Source organism: Thioalkalivibrio sp. ALMg11, assembly GCF_000377905.1.
In the GTDB taxonomy this organism is placed as follows: domain Bacteria; phylum Pseudomonadota; class Gammaproteobacteria; order Ectothiorhodospirales; family Ectothiorhodospiraceae; genus Thioalkalivibrio.
The window spans coordinates 327,386-343,864 of record NZ_KB898871.1 but is presented as its reverse complement, the minus strand read 5'-3'; the positions used below and the strand labels follow the sequence as shown (position 1 = coordinate 343,864).

General features: G+C 68.6%; 18 protein-coding genes. 6 read left to right on the top strand and 12 right to left on the bottom strand.

What is annotated here, in order from left to right:
• Window positions 1-85 precede the first annotated feature (85 nt).
• The gene (locus D578_RS0101640; protein WP_018948275.1) at window positions 86-472 is read right to left on the bottom strand and encodes a DUF5362 family protein; all 387 of its coding nucleotides are present in this window, start codon (window positions 470-472) and stop codon (window positions 86-88) included.
• Window positions 473-685: 213 nt separating this feature from the next.
• Here D578_RS0101640 and D578_RS0101635 point away from each other — a divergent pair, with 213 nt between their 5' ends.
• Both D578_RS0101635 and D578_RS0101630 read left to right on the top strand, forming a co-directional pair.
• Window positions 686-1,171: an FHA domain-containing protein gene (locus D578_RS0101635; RefSeq protein ID WP_026289119.1), complete on the top strand. Its 486-nt coding sequence runs from the start codon at window positions 686-688 to the stop codon at window positions 1,169-1,171.
• 20 nt (window positions 1,172-1,191) lie between these two features.
• Complete coding sequence (locus D578_RS0101630; RefSeq protein WP_018948273.1) at window positions 1,192-2,913, top strand: serine/threonine-protein kinase; 1,722 nt, start codon at window positions 1,192-1,194, stop codon at window positions 2,911-2,913.
• Here the strand turns inward: D578_RS0101630 and D578_RS0101625 are convergent.
• From D578_RS0101625 to D578_RS0101615, 3 genes are all read right to left on the bottom strand, one after another.
• The gene (locus D578_RS0101625) at window positions 2,910-3,959 is read right to left on the bottom strand and encodes a LysM domain-containing protein (protein ID WP_018948272.1); all 1,050 of its coding nucleotides are present in this window, start codon (window positions 3,957-3,959) and stop codon (window positions 2,910-2,912) included. The genes D578_RS0101630 and D578_RS0101625 overlap by 4 nt on opposite strands.
• A gap of 47 nt (window positions 3,960-4,006) precedes the next feature.
• The gene (locus tag D578_RS0101620) at window positions 4,007-4,843 is read right to left on the bottom strand and encodes a PP2C family serine/threonine-protein phosphatase (RefSeq protein ID WP_026289118.1); all 837 of its coding nucleotides are present in this window, start codon (window positions 4,841-4,843) and stop codon (window positions 4,007-4,009) included.
• A gap of 94 nt (window positions 4,844-4,937) precedes the next feature.
• Window positions 4,938-5,888 (bottom strand): PDC sensor domain-containing protein, encoded by a 951-nt coding sequence (locus tag D578_RS0101615; RefSeq protein ID WP_018948270.1) that lies wholly within the window; start codon window positions 5,886-5,888, stop codon window positions 4,938-4,940.
• A 170-nt stretch (window positions 5,889-6,058) separates the two neighbouring features.
• Here D578_RS0101615 and D578_RS0101610 point away from each other — a divergent pair, with 170 nt between their 5' ends.
• Window positions 6,059-6,562 (top strand): GNAT family N-acetyltransferase, encoded by a 504-nt coding sequence (locus tag D578_RS0101610; RefSeq protein WP_196800652.1) that lies wholly within the window; start codon window positions 6,059-6,061, stop codon window positions 6,560-6,562.
• Between the two features lie 2 nt (window positions 6,563-6,564).
• Here the strand turns inward: D578_RS0101610 and D578_RS0101605 are convergent, their stop codons facing one another.
• From D578_RS0101605 to D578_RS0101570, 8 genes are all read right to left on the bottom strand, one after another.
• Window positions 6,565-6,771: a hypothetical protein gene (locus tag D578_RS0101605; protein WP_018948268.1), complete on the bottom strand. Its 207-nt coding sequence runs from the start codon at window positions 6,769-6,771 to the stop codon at window positions 6,565-6,567.
• A gap of 52 nt (window positions 6,772-6,823) precedes the next feature.
• On the bottom strand, window positions 6,824-7,828 hold the full coding sequence (gene hypE, locus D578_RS0101600) for a hydrogenase expression/formation protein HypE (protein WP_018948267.1): 1,005 nt from the start codon (window positions 7,826-7,828) through the stop codon (window positions 6,824-6,826).
• Complete coding sequence (hypD, locus tag D578_RS0101595; protein WP_018948266.1) at window positions 7,825-8,910, bottom strand: hydrogenase formation protein HypD; 1,086 nt, start codon at window positions 8,908-8,910, stop codon at window positions 7,825-7,827. Before hypD ends, hypE begins: the two co-directional genes overlap by 4 nt.
• Window positions 8,907-9,161 carry a HypC/HybG/HupF family hydrogenase formation chaperone gene (locus D578_RS0101590; RefSeq protein WP_018948265.1) on the bottom strand — a complete coding sequence of 85 codons (255 nt, stop codon included), beginning with the start codon at window positions 9,159-9,161 and terminating at the stop codon, window positions 8,907-8,909. Before D578_RS0101590 ends, hypD begins: the two co-directional genes overlap by 4 nt.
• Window positions 9,162-9,165: 4 nt before the next feature.
• Window positions 9,166-11,445, bottom strand: coding sequence for a carbamoyltransferase HypF (gene hypF, locus D578_RS0101585; RefSeq protein WP_042798317.1), 2,280 nt, complete (start codon window positions 11,443-11,445; stop codon window positions 9,166-9,168).
• 26 nt (window positions 11,446-11,471) lie between these two features.
• Complete coding sequence (locus D578_RS0101580) at window positions 11,472-11,732, bottom strand: hydrogenase maturation nickel metallochaperone HypA (protein ID WP_018948263.1); 261 nt, start codon at window positions 11,730-11,732, stop codon at window positions 11,472-11,474.
• A gap of 60 nt (window positions 11,733-11,792) precedes the next feature.
• Window positions 11,793-12,086: a DUF3024 domain-containing protein gene (locus D578_RS0101575; RefSeq protein WP_018948262.1), complete on the bottom strand. Its 294-nt coding sequence runs from the start codon at window positions 12,084-12,086 to the stop codon at window positions 11,793-11,795.
• A 146-nt stretch (window positions 12,087-12,232) separates the two neighbouring features.
• On the bottom strand, window positions 12,233-13,165 hold the full coding sequence (locus tag D578_RS0101570; RefSeq protein ID WP_026289117.1) for a sigma-54-dependent Fis family transcriptional regulator: 933 nt from the start codon (window positions 13,163-13,165) through the stop codon (window positions 12,233-12,235).
• Window positions 13,166-13,498: 333 nt separating this feature from the next.
• Here D578_RS0101570 and D578_RS0101565 point away from each other — a divergent pair, with 333 nt between their 5' ends.
• The 3 genes from D578_RS0101565 to D578_RS0101555 all read left to right on the top strand — a co-directional run bounded on the left by D578_RS0101565 (window position 13,499) and on the right by D578_RS0101555 (window position 16,474).
• Entirely contained in the window at window positions 13,499-15,481 is a 1,983-nt protein-coding gene (locus D578_RS0101565) for a TonB-dependent copper receptor (protein WP_018948260.1), read from the top strand.
• A 53-nt stretch (window positions 15,482-15,534) separates the two neighbouring features.
• Window positions 15,535-16,056, top strand: coding sequence for a copper chaperone PCu(A)C (locus D578_RS0101560; RefSeq protein ID WP_018948259.1), 522 nt, complete (start codon window positions 15,535-15,537; stop codon window positions 16,054-16,056).
• Window positions 16,057-16,156: 100 nt separating this feature from the next.
• Window positions 16,157-16,474, top strand: coding sequence for a response regulator transcription factor (locus tag D578_RS0101555; protein WP_018948258.1), 318 nt, complete (start codon window positions 16,157-16,159; stop codon window positions 16,472-16,474).
• The last annotated feature ends 5 nt before the right edge of the window (window positions 16,475-16,479 follow it).

The window sequence follows — 16,479 nt, the reverse complement described above, 5'->3', positions numbered from 1 at the left end:
TAACGAGAGAGAGCGGGAGAAGGGGCCACTCTCCCGCACGCGCAGCAGATCAGTCCCAAATCCGACAGGCTGCCAGGGTGGGTCGCTACTGCATGTGGCCGAAGCCCCCGAAGCCCCCGGTGCCCATCAGCCCGGCCCCGATGCCGAACAGCATGCCGACCACCATCAGGATCAGATAGATCAGCAACAGCACCCCGAAGATGGTGAAGTAAATGCGCAGCCGGCTCATTGCGTATTTCATTTCCAGCGGGTCGGCACTGTCGAAGGCGCGCTGCGAGGCGCTGGCGGCCTGCATCAGCACCACGCCGGCCCAGATCGGGATCCAGGCAATGATGATCCCGACGATCGACAGGGCCGTCAGCACGCCCGAGATGATCAGCATCACTCCGATCAACTGCATCCAGAATTTTCCGCGAACCAGAGGTTCGATCAGTTCCCTGAGCGGGGCTCCGTTGGTGGCTTCCTGTTCCATGGTCAAACTCCCTTCGTGGTGGATCCGGTGAATCGAGCATAGCAGGCCGTTTCATGCTGTGACGCGTTCGTTGTTTTGGCGCGCGGCGGCCGTGCATACTCGGCCAGTACGCTAGGACGACCAGCAGAGCCACCAATGGCCGATGGATCAGGGGGAGCGATGAGCGATCAGGGACGACGCAAGGACACCGGGCGCAATGGCCCGCAGGGCACGATGCTGTTCCAGGGGCAGGAATTGCCGGATCAGGAGACCGCGCCCGACATGGCCCGCGACACCGCGCCGCCCGGTGGCCACCCGGTGCTGGTGGGTATATCCGAGCCCTTCGCCCAGCAACGCCTGACGCTGAAGCCGGGCAAACGGTCGGTGGGGCGCCAGGCCGCCAATGACATCGTGTTGCAGGAGGGCAGTGTCTCCTCGCAGCATGCCTGGCTGGTGAACGACGGCGGCGAATGCCGCGTGGTCAATCTGTTGTCCACCAATGGCACCTGGGTCAATGACGAGAAGGTGCACGAGGCGACCCTGAAGGACGGCGACCACGTGCGCTTTGGTCGTGTGGAATTCGTCTTTCGCCGGCGTGATGATGGGTCCGACGTCCGTGCGCAGGGCGGCGGTCGCCGGCGGCTGTGGCGCTGGCTGAGCGTTGCGGTGGTGGTGCTGGTGCTGGCCGCCATCGCGCGCATCCTGCTCGAGACGGCCTGAGGCCCGGCCCCGCGTTCCTCATGCAGCGGATCGGGCGCTACGGGGTCGGCGACGAGATCGGACGCGGGGCGATGGCCGTGATCTACCGCGGCTATGACCCCGACATTCGGCGTCCGCTGGCGATCAAGTGCTTGCAGCCCGACTATGCCTGTCGCCCTGAATATCGGCGCCGCTTCCTGGCCGAGGCGCGTGCCGCAGGCACCCTGACCCACCCCGGGATCGTCACGATTTTCGACGTGGGCGAGTCGGATCATCAGCCCTTCATCGCAATGGAGCTGCTGGACGGGATCACGCTCGCGGAGTTTGCCGCGCAGTTTCGGCCGCTGCTGCTGCGCAATGTCCTGAAGATCGCCATCCAGCTGGTGGAGGCCCTGGACTATGCGCACCGCAACGGTGTGGTGCACCGCGACATCAAGCCCGAAAACATCATCGTCACCAGCGCCACCGCGAATATCAAGGTGATGGACTTCGGCATCGCCCGCACCCTCAGTGACCCCGACTGGCGTTCCGACGACGACTGGCTTGCCGAGGACGACGACGGCTATATCGCAGGGTCGCCGCACTATATGGCGCCGGAGCAGATTCGCGGCCGCGATACCGACGCGCGTAGCGACCTCTATTCGGTGGGCGTGGTGCTGTACGAGCTCCTGACGGGGGCCACCCCGTTTCGCGGGCATGATGTCGAGACCCTGCTGACCCGGGTGGTCAAGGATCCGGTCCCCGCACCGCGGGTCATCGTGCGCGACTGTCCACAGGAACTGATCGAGCTGGTGCTGCGCCTGCTGGCGAAGGAGCCGGACGAGCGCTACCAGTCGGCCGGCGAGCTGCTGGTGGACCTTGACCGGATCGACGAGGAACGCGCCGAGCGCGAACGGGCGGGGGCCGGCCGTCGGATTGTCCCGCTGCGTCTGCGCTGGGCCGCGGTGATGGGGGTCCTGGTGGCGGTTACCCTGGTTGTTGGCGGGACGCTGGTGCATCAGAAACAGAACGCCGTAATGACCGACCTGGCGTTCGACTACGGGGCTACGCTGGCGCAGATCATCTCGGTGGAAAGTGCCGAGGACCTGTTGCTGGAAGACACCATTGCGGTACAGGGACGCCTGCGCGACATGCAGGCGAACCGGGAGATTGCCCTGCTGAGCGTGTCGGACCGCCGCGGCGAGGTGGTCGCCAGCAGCGACCCGGAGGCCCTGGGCCAGCCCTACGAGCCGCCTTCCGAGGACCGTCTGCTTCAGCGTCGCGACGGCCAGGCCGTGTGGTCCATTACCGGGCGGGATGGTGGAGAGCTGTTCATGTTCGAGGCCCCGGTTCGCTACCAGGATCATCACATTGGGCAACTCCAGGTCGGGCTGTCCACGGGGTCGTTGCGCGCTGCGAACGAGGCCACCTTCATGGCCTTGCTGATGCTCACGCTGGTCACCCTCCTGGCGGTGCTTCTCGGGGCCTACGTGCTTGCCCGGCGTCTCCAGGCGCCGCTGGAGCGCCTGCGTGGGGCGCTGGACCAGATCGGTCAGGGGCGGCTCGATACCCGGATCCGTGCCCGTCGACACGACGACTTCGAGCGGGTCTTCAGTGCCTACAACGCGATGGCGGACTCGCTGGAGGCGCGCATGAAGCGCCGGGTCGCCGCGACACCTGAACGCGGCGCCGCTGCGCCGGTTGCCGACGGTGACCGCACCCAGGAGATTGCGCCCGAAGATCTGCCGACCGAAGTCCCTTCCAGGCGGACCGGTAAGGGCTAGCTCCGGCCGTTCCCTAGGGCATCCAGGCGGCGCTGCAGTTCCATGGCTCGCAGGCGATAGCCGCGCGCCGCGTCGAACCCAGGGTCGATCTCCAGGGCCTCGTCCCACAACGCGATGGCGGTCTCCAGGTCCTGGTTGCGGTAGCGCACGATGGCCTCCGCGTGCAGGGCCTCCTTGCGCTGTTGTTCCAGCTCATCAAGGTGCTGGCGCGCGGTCGCGTGTTGCGGGTCCTGCTCGAGTACCCGGCCGAAGGCCTCCAGCGCCTCTTCGGTCGCGCCTGCCGAGCGCGCCTCCAGGCCCTGCTGGTGCCAGTAGCCGATCGTCGCGGCGCTCGAAAGGGGGGCTAGCCAGCTGGCCCACTGGTTCTGCGCCTCGGGATGCTCGCGGGCCAGCTCCACCACCTCCAGCGCCGCGCCGTAACGCGCCGCCGCCAGGTCGGCCTCGATTGCGCGGCGCAAACCGTCCTCGCTGACGCCGGGCGCGGCGTCGGGGTCCAGGGCCATCAGCTGTTCGTCCAGATCGGTCTCGCCACGTTGCAGCCCCGATACATCCCGCGGGATGCGCAGCCGTTGCCCGACGAGCAGCCGGTCCGGGCGTTCGATGTCGTTGTAGCGTGCGAGGATCACAAAGCGGGTGGCATCGCCGAGATGCTCGCGCGCCAGCCCACCCAGGCTGTCGCCCGGCTCCACCGTGTGGAGGAAATAGGCCTCGCCCAGGGTCGCCTGCGGATCCCCGGAGAGCTGTTCGCGCAGGCCGCGCGCGGCGCGGTGGTCCGGGTCGTCTGCGAGGATCCGGTCCAGTGCCGAGCGCGCCCGGTCCATCTCGCCGCCCTGCAAGAGCTGCACGATCTCGGCGATCTTGAGGCGTTCGTCCGGTTCCTCACGGGCAACCGGGTCGGACCGGGCCTCGTCGGTCGCGACGACCTCGTCCTCGGCGCCCTCCGCCTCGGGGTCGAACAAGCCTTGTAGCTGCGCACAGCCGGACAGTAACGCTGTCAGTGCGGCGAGCAGGACGAGGCGAAGCAGCGTGCTGTGGACTGGCATCATGGCAAGGACTGGTGCGGCTCGGCGAGACCGCGAGTATACGGTCGGCATCAGTCCAGCGGCCACAGCAGGATCGCAAGGGCCGCAGCCAGTAGCACCAGCAGGCCCAGCGTGGGCGCGATGCGCGCCTTCAGGTGCCGGCCCCAGAAATGCCCGCGCGGCGGGCCGGTCCGCCATGCTGCCAGGGCCACGTTGTCACCCTTGGGTCCGCCGCGTCGCGCCGCTTCGACGGCGGCGCTCGCGGTGGCCGTGTCGAGGTCCGGGCTGTTCAGCAGTTCCGCGATCTCGACCGGTCCGATCTGTTCCCAGAAGCCATCCGAGCACAACAAGAAGCGCGTGTGACGGGTGACGGGGGCTTCGCCGTAGTCCACCTCGATCGGGTCGACCACGCCGAGGCCTCGCAATAGCCGGTTCTGCTCCGGGTGCGTTGCCATCTGCGCCTCGCTTATTACCCCCTCGTCGACCAACTGCTGGACCCGGGTGTGATCGCGCGTGCGCCGCTGAAGGGTGTCGCCTTCGAAGTGGTACAGGCGGCTGTCGCCGCAATGGGCCCAGCAAGCGGAGGTCGGGGTCACATACAGTGCCACCAGCGTGGTGCCGGGGCGTTGGGACGGATCGGTACCCCCGGCCTCCAGCAAGGCCGCATGGGTCTCGTGGAAGAGAGCGTTGAGCAGGGCACGGGCATCGGCAGCCTGCCCCGCGTAGCGGGTCCACAGGCGTTCGGCGGTCGCAATCGCGGCGTGCGAGGCGCGTGCCCCGCCCTCGTGGCCGCCCATCCCATCCGCGACCAGCAGCAGGGCGCTTTGCCCGTCCGAGTTTTGTAGCACGGTCACCGCGTCCTGTTGCTCGGCGCGGCCACCCATCTCCCTGGCGTATCCGGTTTCCATGTGCGTGTGGCCCCGGTGATCCCGTGACCATGATGACCGAGTTGATCGGCGCGCGACAGCCCCGGGGGAGAGCAGCGCATCGATCCGTGTCTCCCTAGCCGGTGGCGCCGATCCAGAACTGGATAGACCGGCCGAGGAAGTCGTCCCAGGTCATGTAATGCGAGCCGTCGCACGAGAAGGTCAGGCTGATCATGCCGTTGAACAGGTTGATCGAGGCGGAACGCAGGTACACGGTTTCGTCGGCATAGCGCAGCGCGCGCAGTGCCTCGAGCACGCGGCCGACGTCCTCCCTTGGGATCAGCGCCTCCGCGGGGTACGGCTCGTGCGGAAACGCCAGGCAGACGTCCGGGTCGCCCAGGGATTCGTGGGTCAGGATGCGGTAGCGGTACGGGTCCTCGGTGGTCCATAGCGTGGCGCGCGAACTGGAGAAGTGGAACACCCCCTGGAACACGCCGCGCTCGGTGAACAGTTCTTCCAGAATGGCCAGGGCGGTGTCCATGTTCTGGTCCATCAGGCTCTCGGTTCGGCTCTGCAGGAACAGCGTCCCGCGAATCGACGGATCGCCCTTGATCTGGCGCCACTCGCTGGGCTCCTCGTACAGGTCCTCGGAGAAGTCGGGCAGGTTGCGCAGGTCGAAGTCCGCGCCGAGAAAACCCAGTGCGTTGCCCTGGTCGTCGCGCACCAGCTGCAGCGCGGTTAGCGATGGGCGCCGCCCGAGCAGGCTGATGTAGGCATCCGACAGCAGGAAGCCGTCCGCGGGCACGGCCTCCTTCATGTATGGGCGCTGCGATCGATCGCGCCCGAAGTGTTCCGGCAGCACGCCAGTGCGCGAGATGTTGTCCGAGAGCTGGACCCCCTCGGTATTCAGCGCATACACAAAGGTCGCCTCCGGGATCTGGCGGATCGCCTCCTCCAGGATCGAGTCCAACGCCTCGCGGCGTGGCCACGCCGCGCTCAGGCGGCTGGCGATCTCCGCCAGGGGTTCATGCAGCTTGTCCTCGAGGTAGTCGCGCTGGTGCTCGATCGCCTTTTTCAGTTCCGTCATGGTGCGGTGTCGTCTCCTTTCAGTGCGCCGCGATTATCCCCGATCGGGGATGGCATTGTCGTGACGGCCCGCGCGCGCCGTTTGTCCCGGCACTTCGGCCCGTCCAACAGGTCCGAGCAGGAACCATGCCGACGACGAGCCCGCCCGTGTCCGATACTGCAGCCACCACCATGATGAAATCTACAGAATCCCTCCGCCGGGCCCGCGCCGGCGATCTCGACGCTATCAACGGGCTGGTGGCCGAGGCGGTCGAGGACTGGCCCTTGCCCGAGCGCGTGCGCCGGCTCGCCCTGCCGGCCTACCGCTATACCGAGGCCGATCTGATGTTCCTCGAGGTGACGGTGCTGGAGCGTTTGGGGCAGGTGGTCGGCACTGCCGCCTGGGAGGCGGCGGAGACCCGTGAGCTGCCGGAAGGCGCCACCGATGGGCTGCTGCTGCACGGCCTCTATGTAGGGCGAGCGGCCCGCGGGCAGGGTGTGGGCCGGCAACTGGTCGAGGCCTGCCGCACCGCCGCGCGCGAGGCCGGGGTGGCCGGGGTGCTGGTCAAGGCCCAGGCCTCGGCTGCTGGCTTCTTTGCGACGATGGACTTCGTCCCGGTACCGGTGCGCGATCGCGACCGTGACTACGAACAGCGCTACTGGTGGCCGGTGGAAGGTTCGCCCGTCGCCGGCTGACGTCAGCGTCGCGCCCGGTGGCGGTACCAGCGGGCACCGAACAGGCCCCCGATAATCGCCAGCACCAGCAGCCCGAGGGGCCAGAGATGCTCGGGTGAACTCAGGAAGTGGAGCAGCGAGAAGGCGTCCCCGTGACCGTGCCCGGGGTGGGCCAGGACGGGCGTGGTGGCCAATGCCAGGGGGGTTCCCATGAGGGTGCGCAAGTTCATCTCGAGGTCCTCCTGTCGTTGTGACCCACCATAGCGCGGCACGCAGGCCGCTTCAGCAGATACGCGGCAGCTGCTCGCCGGCCGGGAGGATCATGCGGCGCTCCACGCCGGTCGCCAGGCGTCGGATGACGGCGGGCTCACCCGGCTCCGCCCGTCCGATGGCGACGGTCCCGGCTGCTTCCGCGCGGCCCCGGAGAATGGTCAGGGCCTGAGCGGCCGCGTGTTCCGGAACGGCCGCCAGGAAGCGGCCCTCGCAGGCGGAGTGCAGGGGGTCCAGTCCGAGGATCTCGCAGGCCCCGCGTACGTCGTCGCGAACAGGGATCGCGGCGTCGTCCAGCACCAGCCGGCAGCCGGAGGCGTCGGCCAGCTCCTGCAGTGCCGCCACGGCGCCGCCGCGGGTCGGATCGCGCAGCGCGTGGACCGGGACGCCGGCGGCTAGCAACGCGGCCACGGCCCCGGCGACCGACGTGCTGTCGCTGGGGATCGGCGGGTCCAGGCCCAGGCCCTCGCGGGCGGCGAGGATTGCGACGCCATGGCGGCCAAGATCGCCACTGGCGAGCAGTACATCACCGGGCCGGATCGCCCCCGGCGCGATCTGCACGCCGTCCGGCACGACGCCCACCCCGCTGGTGTTGATGTAGACCCCGTCGCCGCGCCCGGCCTCCACCACCTTGGTGTCGCCGGCCACCACCTGCACGCCGCACTCCTGCGCGGTCGCGCGCACGGAGGCGAGGATGTGCTGCAGGTCGGCCACTGCGAGCCCCTCCTCCAGGATCAGCCCCAGGGTCAGCCACAGGGGATGCGCCCCGGCCATCGCCAGATCGTTCACCGTGCCATGCACCGCGAGGCGCCCGATATCGCCGCCGGGGAAGAACAGCGGGCGCACGACGAAGCTGTCGGTCGTCAGCGCGAGGCGTCCGCCCGGGTGGTCGAGCACGGCGGCATCGGGGGCGCCGAGGGCGCGCGCCTCCAGCGCCGGCAGGATCACCTCGTCCAGCAGCTTGGCCTGTAGCCGGCCCCCGCCGCCATGCGCCAGCCGCACGATCTCGATGGTCATCCCTCCCGGTAATGCAGGTAGGCGGCACAGGCCCCTTCGGAGGAGACCATCGGCGCGCCCAGCGGGGTATCCGGCGTGCATTCGCGGCCGAAGGCGGGGCAGTCGGTGGGGCGGCGCAGCCCGCGCAACACCTCGCCGGCGATGCAGGGGCCGTCCCCCGTAGCCGCGGGTGCGGCGATCTCGAAGCGCGCCACGGCATCGAACCGGGCGTACTCCGGCCGCAGGCCGAGACCGCTGGCGGGCAGGCGCCCCATGCCGCGCCATTCGCGCTCGACCGGCTCGAATACCCGCGTGACCGCCTCGCGCGCGGCTGCGTTGCCGTCGTCCCGGGCCGCCCGGTCGTAGCGGTTCTCCACGCGGGCCTCGCCGCGTTCCTGCTGCTCCACGCAGGCGTGGATCCCGGCCAGCAGGTCCACCGGCTCGAAGCCGGTGACCACGATCGGGATGCGGAAGCGTTCGGCGATCGCCTGGTAGGCCGTCGCTCCCTCGACCGTGCAGACATGCCCGGCGGCCAGAAAGCCCTGGATGCGGTTGTCCGGGTCGGCCAGCAGCGCCTCCATCGCCGGTGGCACCAGCGAGTGCGAGACCAGCAGTGACAGGTTGCCGAGGCCCAGGGCCTCGGCCTGCAGCACCGCAATGGCCGCGGCCGGTGCGGTGGTTTCGAAGCCCACGGCCAGCAACACGACCTCGCATTCCGGGTGTTCGCACGCCAGCGCCACCGCATCCAGCGGCGAGTAGATCACGCGCACGTCGCCCCCGGCCGCGCGCGCCGCGTTCAGGTCGCCCAGCGCCCCGGGCACGCGCAGCATGTCGCCGAAGGTGCACAACGTCACTTCCGGGCGGCGGGTGAGCAGCACGGCCTGGTCCAGGGTCTCGGCCGGCGTCACACAGACCGGGCAGCCGGGTCCGTGGATCAGCTCGACACAACCCTCCAACAGCTCGTCCAGACCATGGCGCAGGATCGCGTGGGTCTGGCCGCCGCAGACCTCCATCAGCGTCCAGCGCCGGGTGCAGGCAGCGCGGATCGCCTCGACCTGGCGCAGAATCAGCGCCGGGTCGCGGTATTCGTCCAGGTGCTTCACCTGCGCTCCGGTGCGGGCGGATCGTGACGGGGGATCTCGCGCAGCGCTGCCAGGGTGCGCTCGGCGGCCGTCTCGTCGAGGGTCGCGATCGCGATGCCCGCATGCACCAGCACGTAGTCGCCCACTCCCGCCTCCGGCGTGCAGGCCAGCGACACCGTGCGCGTGACGCCAGCGAACGCCACGCGTGCCTGGCGGAACAGCGGGTCGTCGCCTTCCACCGTGTCGATGCGGCCGGGGATGGCAAGGCACATGGTTTCAGTCTCCTCTCATGGGCGCTGCGGCCCGGCGTGCGATCACCGCCTGGCCCAGGGCCAGCCCGCCATCATTCGGCGGGATGCGTTGCGGCCAAAACGGGTGGAAGCCGGCTTTTTGAAGCGCATCCGAACAGTGTTCCAGCAACCACCGATTCTGGAAGCATCCGCCCGTTAGTGCCACGCTGTCCATGCCGCCGGCCCGGGCCGCGTCCACTGCAAGCCTTGCCAGTGCCGCGTGCAGCCGGGCGGCCATACGCCCGGGCGAGGCGCTCGCCGCATGGTCCGCCAGCAGGCTCTCCATCAGCGGGCCCCAGTCGGCCCGCCAGGGTGTCGCGGCCGGTTCCAGTGGCAGGCCGGGCGCGTCGAACGCCTCCCCTTCGGCCTCCGCCGCCTGCTGCACGAGCATCGCGGCCTGCCCCTCGAAGCCGGCCTTGGTGCGCAGTCCGCTCAGGGCCGCAACCGCGTCGAACAGCCGCCCGATACTACTGGTCCAGGGCGCGTTGATCCCGCGCCCCAGCGCCATCGTCAGCGTGCGCCATTCGTCCGGCGTGAACAGCCCCCGCGCCGGACTGGCGTCCAGCGCGTCCGGGTCGCCGTCGAAATGGGCGTGCAGTAGGCCCAGCAGGGCCCGGCGCGGCTCGCGGATGGCGGCCTCGCCGCCGGGAAGGCGGAAGGGTCGCAGATGGCCGATGCGCCGATACCCCCCGTCGACATCGATATCCAGGCACTCGCCGCCCCACAGCGTGCCGTCCTCGCCCAACCCGGCCCCGTCCCACACCAGTGCCAGGGCCGGGCCGCGCACCCCGTGCTCGGCAAGGCAGGCCACCGCGTGGGCGTGGTGGTGTTGTACGGGGAAGACCGGCGTCCCCCAGGCCTCGGCCAGGCGCGTGGAGGCGTAGTCGGGGTGTTGATCGCAAGCGACCTGGTTGACCGACACCCCGCAGAGTGCGCCCAGTGCCCGGGCCTCGCCCTGGAGTCGGCGCAGCGACGGGTCGCTTTCCAGATCGCCGACATGGGCGCCGACCACCACCTCGCTCGCCAGGGCCAGCGCGGGGGCAGCCTTCAGGTGGCCACCCAGGGCCAGGGTGACGAGGCCGGGTTCCGGCACGGGCACGCGCAGCGGTGCGTAGCCGCGCCCCAGGCGCAGGCATTGCGCCCGACCGGCGGCGACCTGGAATACCGAGTCATCCTGCGCCCGCGCGATCGGCCGGTCGTGGTCCAGGATGAGATCCGAAATCGCTCTGAGCCGGGCCACCGCCTCCTCGCCATCGACGCAAAGCGGCTCGCCGTGGCGGTTGCCGGAGGTGCAGACCACGGGGCGGGCCAGGTCGTCCAGCAGCAGCTGGTGTAGTGGGGTGGCAGGCAGCATCAGGCCCAGGCGCGAGAGGGCGGGAGCCACGCCCGTTGCCAGCGGGCCGCCGAGCTGGCATTCGACCAGAACGATGGGGGCCTCGGGCGCGAGCAGCAGCGCCCGTTCGCTCTCGCTGACCCGGGCCAGGCGTTCCAGCCAGCCGGAGTCGGGCAGCATCACCGCCAGTGGTTTCTCCGGGCGCTGCTTGCGCGCGCGCAGGCGTGCGACCGCCGTTTCGCTGCCCGCATCCACCAGCAACTGGAAGCCGCCCAGGCCCTTCAGCGCCAGGATCTGCCCCTCGCGCAGCGCGGTCACCGCCGCGCGCAGGGCCGCGTCGCCGGTGGCCCGCTCGGCCCCGTCCGACGCGCGCAGCGTCAGTTGCGGCCCGCAGTCCGGGCAGGCCAGGGCCTCGGCACGAAAGCGCCGGTCGGCCGGGTCGGAATACTCCGTCTGGCAGGCCGGACACAACGGGAAACCGGCCAGCGTGGTGTGCACCCGGTCCCAGGGCAGGGCCGTCGCGATGCTCCAGCGCGGGCCGCAGGCCGTGCAGGCGGTGAACGGATAGCCATAGCGCCGGGCTGCCGGATCGCGGAGCTCGGCAATGCAGTCACGGCAGGGCGCGCGGTCCGGGGCCAGCGCCGGGGCGCCGCCCTGGTTGGGGCTCTGCACCACGCGGAACGCGGTCGCTCCGGACACGGGGGCAGTGGTTACGGTGATTGCATCGACGCGCGAGGCCGCCGGAGCCTCGTGTTCCAGCGTGGCGCGGAACGCAGCCAGTGCCGCGTCCATCCCCTCGACCTCGATCACCACGCCCTCGGGGGTGTTGCCGACCGTTCCGGTGAGCCCCAGCCGGTGGGCCCGGTCCGCGACGAATGGCCGGAACCCCACCCCCTGCACCCGGCCCGTGACGACCAGGCGCCAGCGCGCCATCGGCGGGGTCCGCGCCGCGGTGTCGTTCACGCCACGTCCAGGCTCCGCAGCAGGATCTGCTGGGCCTCGGGGTGGGCCTCGTCGTCCGAGGTTTCCACCTCCAGCTCGGCCCCTTCGGCGACGGTGCCGCGGGTCCCGTCCTCGAAGTGCTCGCGGAAATGTTCCGGCGTGATGTGCGCCAGCGCGCCCAGCCATACCCGCACCCGGGTGACCCGCTCCGCGTTGTTGTCGACCGCCACCTGCTCGATCTTGCGCATCAAATCGGCCATCAGCGAAAACTCGTGCATGCATCCTCCTCCGGGGACTCGTCGTGGTCCCGGTTGACGGCCTCACCGGCGTCCGTGGTGCTACCCGAAGAAGCAGGCGTGGTCGTCCGCGCCGATGATCTTCAGGGCCTCATCCAGCGACGAGGCTTCCGGTTTCGGATCATAGCGGTGCCAGGCGAGATCCGATCGCTGCCAGAAGATCTTCCAGGCGCCCGATTTTTTGACCAATGTGGTCTTGGCAATGGGTATCTCCAGCGTACGTCCCGAGTCGTCCCAGGCAGGCCGCCGCTCGAACAGCAGCACGCTCTGACCCTCGATGCGATAGGCAAGATCGACCTGATCCCGGAGATGCGCGGGAGGCCTGCGGCGCTCCACGAAGGCGTCGACGGCTTTTCTATCCGCTTTCGTTCGAACTCACTTAATGGCATCCATGACTCCCGAACATCAAGTCACCCAGGGAAACACATTGTCTCGGAACAAACGGGGCACCAGCGTGGGCGTGGACACCGGTCCATGTCTCCCTAGCTGATGGCGTGTTTCTTCATACGGTACAGCAGGGTGTCGCGGGTCAGGCCCAGCAGGCGCGCGGCGCGCGAGCGATTGCCGCGAGTCTGTTCCAGTGCCTGGCGGATCAGTTCCATCTCCACCCGTTCCAGACTCAGGCCGTCCGGAGGGATAATCCACGGCCCGCCCGCCTGACCCGGGGGTAGCTGCATCCAGTGGTCCGGGATGTCGCCCGGCGCCACCTGCTGGCCCGGCATGAAGATCACGCAGCGCTCCACTAGGTTCTTCAGCTCGCGGACATTGCCCGGCCATGGCCACTGGGCCAGCCACCTGCGCAGCGCTGGGGCAAAGGTCGGCGGCGTCAGTCCATGGTGGGCGGCCAGCGTGTTGCGAAAGTGCTCGGTGAGCAGCGGGATATCGCCCTGGCGCAGGCGCAGCGGCGGCATCTCCAGTGGCACCACCTGCAGGCGGTAATAGAGATCAGCGCGAAACTGTCCGGCACCGACCCACGCATGCAGGTCCTGATGGGTGGCGGCGATCACGCGCACGTCCACGTGTTCGGTCGTCCCCGCGCCCAGGGGTTGGCATTCCCCGGCCTCTAGGAACCGCAGCAGCTTGGCCTGCGCCCCAGCCGGCAGCTCGGCGATCTCGTCGAGGAATAACGTGCCCCCAGCCGCTTGCTGTACCAGCCCGGTCTGGTGGGAGTTGGCACCGGTAAAGGCCCCGCGCCGGTGGCCGAACAGCTCCGATTCGACCAGTTCTGCGGGCAGGGCCGCACAGTTCAACGTTACCAGCGGCCCGTCCGGCCGTCGGCTCTGTGCATGAATGCGCCGCGCCAGTCGCTCCTTGCCGGTACCACTTTCGCCGAGCACCAACACGGTGGCATCGGTGGCCGCCACCATGCTGACCTGGCGCAGCACGGCCTGCAGTTCCGGGGAATTGCCGATGATTTCAGCGCCCGTCTGATCGGATCTGGTTTCTATCCCCACCGTCCGTACCTATTCAGCCAGCCGCCTTGGCCGGCAGTTCCTGTGGATTGCCTTCAATATAGCCTGCCTAACCCCGCGAGTACTGACAAACCAGATCGCTGGCACATGTGCGATATAACCCATGCCCTGTGGCAAATGCCACACGCGGGTGAACCCGGTTATAGCCCCTGCGGTTACCCGTTCGCCAAAAAATCATGCCAATTCATAGCGCTGCATTCGATGGCCCGCCGCTTGACCGGTTTGGCCTGGCCCTTGCTCTGATGCCTTCGATATCACGACAAGGGAGAGGTAGTAATGCTGAATGTAACGCTGCGTCGCGCACTGGCTATGGTACTTGGGGCCAGTGTACCCATGTGGCCCAGTGCGTCGTTGGCCGATGGGACGTCCGAACCAGCGGCCGTCCTTCTGCCGCCGGTGGTGATCACCGCACCGGCAATGGAAGGGCCCGGCGTGGTCACCACCGACCCACGCCAGCCACGCCTGCCGTTGCCGGCACACGATGGAGGTTCGTACCTAGCGTCCATCCCCGGCTTCGCGGTCAGCCGCAAGGGTGGCACCAGCGGCGATCCGGAGTTGCGCGGTCTGGGTGGCTCGCGGCTGGCCATCCTGCTGGACGATGACCTAATCCTTGGCGGCTGCGGCGGACGCATGGATCCGCCCACCGCCTACGCCTATCCGCAGGCCTTCGACCGCATTGAGGTGCGCAAGGGTCCCCAGACCGTGCGGTATGGCGCCAATCCCGCCGGCACGGTGCGTTTCGAGCGGGATGCCCCGGTGTTCGATGCCGACGGCGGTGTGACCGGTTTTGCCGGGATCACCGTCGGGCGCTTCGACCGTTTCGACCTGATCACCGATGTTGCCACTGGCAGCGAGCAGGGCTTCATCCGCGGCATCGGCACCCTGTCCGACCAGGCCGATTACAAGGACGGCGACGGCAACACGGTGCACTCGCAGTACTCGCGCTGGAGCGGCACCGGGATCCTCGGCTGGCGGCCGGATGCCGACACCCTGGTGGAACTCACCCTCGACCGCTCGGATGCTGAGGCGGCCTACGACGACCGCGGCATGGACGGCACGCAGTTCGAGCGAACCGGCTACAGCCTAGCGCTGACGCGCGAGCGCATCACGCCGTGGTTGGATCAGGTCGAGGCCCGGGTGTTCTACAACGAGATCGACCATGTGATGGACAACTATAGCTTGCGCGAGCCGCCGAACATGCCAATGGTCAGCTACCCCGATCGCGTGACTACCGGCGCGCGCATCGCCGCCGATTTCGCCCTGCCGGGAGATATGCTGCTACACGCCGGAATCGAGCACCAGCGCAACCGGCACCGGGGCAATCGCCTGATGGGAATGGACGCTTTCGTCTGGCGCGATGTCCCGCGCCAGGATACCGCCCGATTCCGCGATACCGGCGTGTTCGCGGAACTGGAGTACCCATTCTCGGACTCCCAGCGCCTGGTCACGGGGCTGCGTGTCGACCGGTCGCGGGCCGACGCACAGGACGCCGATGGCTTCGGCGGCGCCGGGCCCGGGGAACACGACCGTACACACCAGACCAGCGGGTTTCTGCGCTACGAGGAGGATCTCCACGCGGCCCCGATAAGCTGGCACATTGGTCTCGGGCGCGCCGAGCGTGCTGCCGATTTCTGGGAACGTCGCCGCGTGTTCGACCTCGACACCGAGAATCTGACCCAGCTGGATGCGGGTTTGCAGGTTCATCACGGAGATCTGACCGGCTCGGTTGCCGTGTTCTACGGCCAGTACGACGACTACATCCTGATCGCCAACGAGGCCCCGGCTGCGCGCAACGTGGACGCCACCACCTATGGCGCCGAGATGGATCTTGCCTGGGCCATGAACTCACGTTGGACGGCGCGCGCCAGTGCCGCCTGGGTTCGCTCCAGCAACGATACCGATGGTGTGCCCCTCGCGCAGACGCCGCCGGCTGAAATGACCCTGGCCCTGGAGTACCAGTCCGGCGGGCGCTTTGCCGGGGCCCAGGTACGAGGTGTCGCACGTCAGGACCGGATTCATCCCGGCCATGGAACCATCTACAGCCTCGACCAGGAAGAAACCCCCGGTTTTGCCACCGCCGCGATGTACGCTGGCATGGAGGTGTCCTCCGGATCGCGGGTGATGCTGGGTGTGGACAACCTGTTCGATCGCACTTACAGCGAACACATCCAGCGCGGTACGGCCGATCTCGGAGCCAGCACCCAGCCGATCAACGAGCCAGGCCGCACCCTCTGGGCGAAGTGGACCGTGGAATTTTGATCGATCGCCGGACGCGGCTCCGGCTGGTCCGGCCTTACCCAAGGAGAAAAACGATGATCCCTCTGTACCGAACGCTGAGCGGACTGGCGCTTGTGGGCCTGTTGTGCGCGGCAACCCCGGTGGCTTCCGAGCCGACCCATGACGCTGCAGAGCATGCTGCCTGCGACTGCCCGGACGGCATCAAACTCGAGGGCCAGCCGTGGGTGCGGCTGATGCCGCCGATGATGCCGAGTACTGCGGCCTATCTGACCCTGCGCAACACCACCGATCGCGACATCGAGATCGTTTCCGCTGAGTCGCCGGTGGCTGCGGTCACCGAGTTGCACGACCACGTCGAGGACGAGCACGGCGTCATGCGCATGCGCGAGGTTCCATCAATCACCATTCCCGCCAACGATCGTGTGGAGCTGCAGCCCGGCAGTTTGCATGTGATGCTGATCGATCTGTTGGAGCCGCTCGAACAAGGACAGCAGGTGCCGATCCGCCTGAAGCTGGAGGGCCTTCGCGACCTGCATCTTCAGGCCGTGGTGCGGCGGGCGGAGCGTCCCGCAGCAGGCGGGCATCATCAACACTGACATGGCGGGTGTGTTCTCGGCGCTCGAATGACTGACGCTGAGCCAGAGAGGGGCTAAAGTGTGTTCGTTCCACGCCTTCGCTTCGTGCCCGGGTCCGACTATGCATATCCACCTCGACACCCCCGACCTGATGACCCGCGTGCGGCTGGAGTCGCGCTGGCGTTCGGCCGGCGCATCGGTTTCTAGCAGTCAGGCGCCGGAGCAGTCCGACCTGGTGGTAGTCGACCTCGGCAGTCGTGGCGTGGAAGCGGTGTCGACCTGGCGCGAGCGCTACCCGGACGCAAAGATTCTCGCCTTTGGCCCGCACGTGGAAGGGGCGATGCTCAAGGCGTCGCGCCAGGCGGGCGCCGACGAGGTCGTGGTCCGTGGCAAGGTGGCCGACCGGGTCGCAGCCAAGCTGGGGGGTGATCGCGCCTGAAGGCG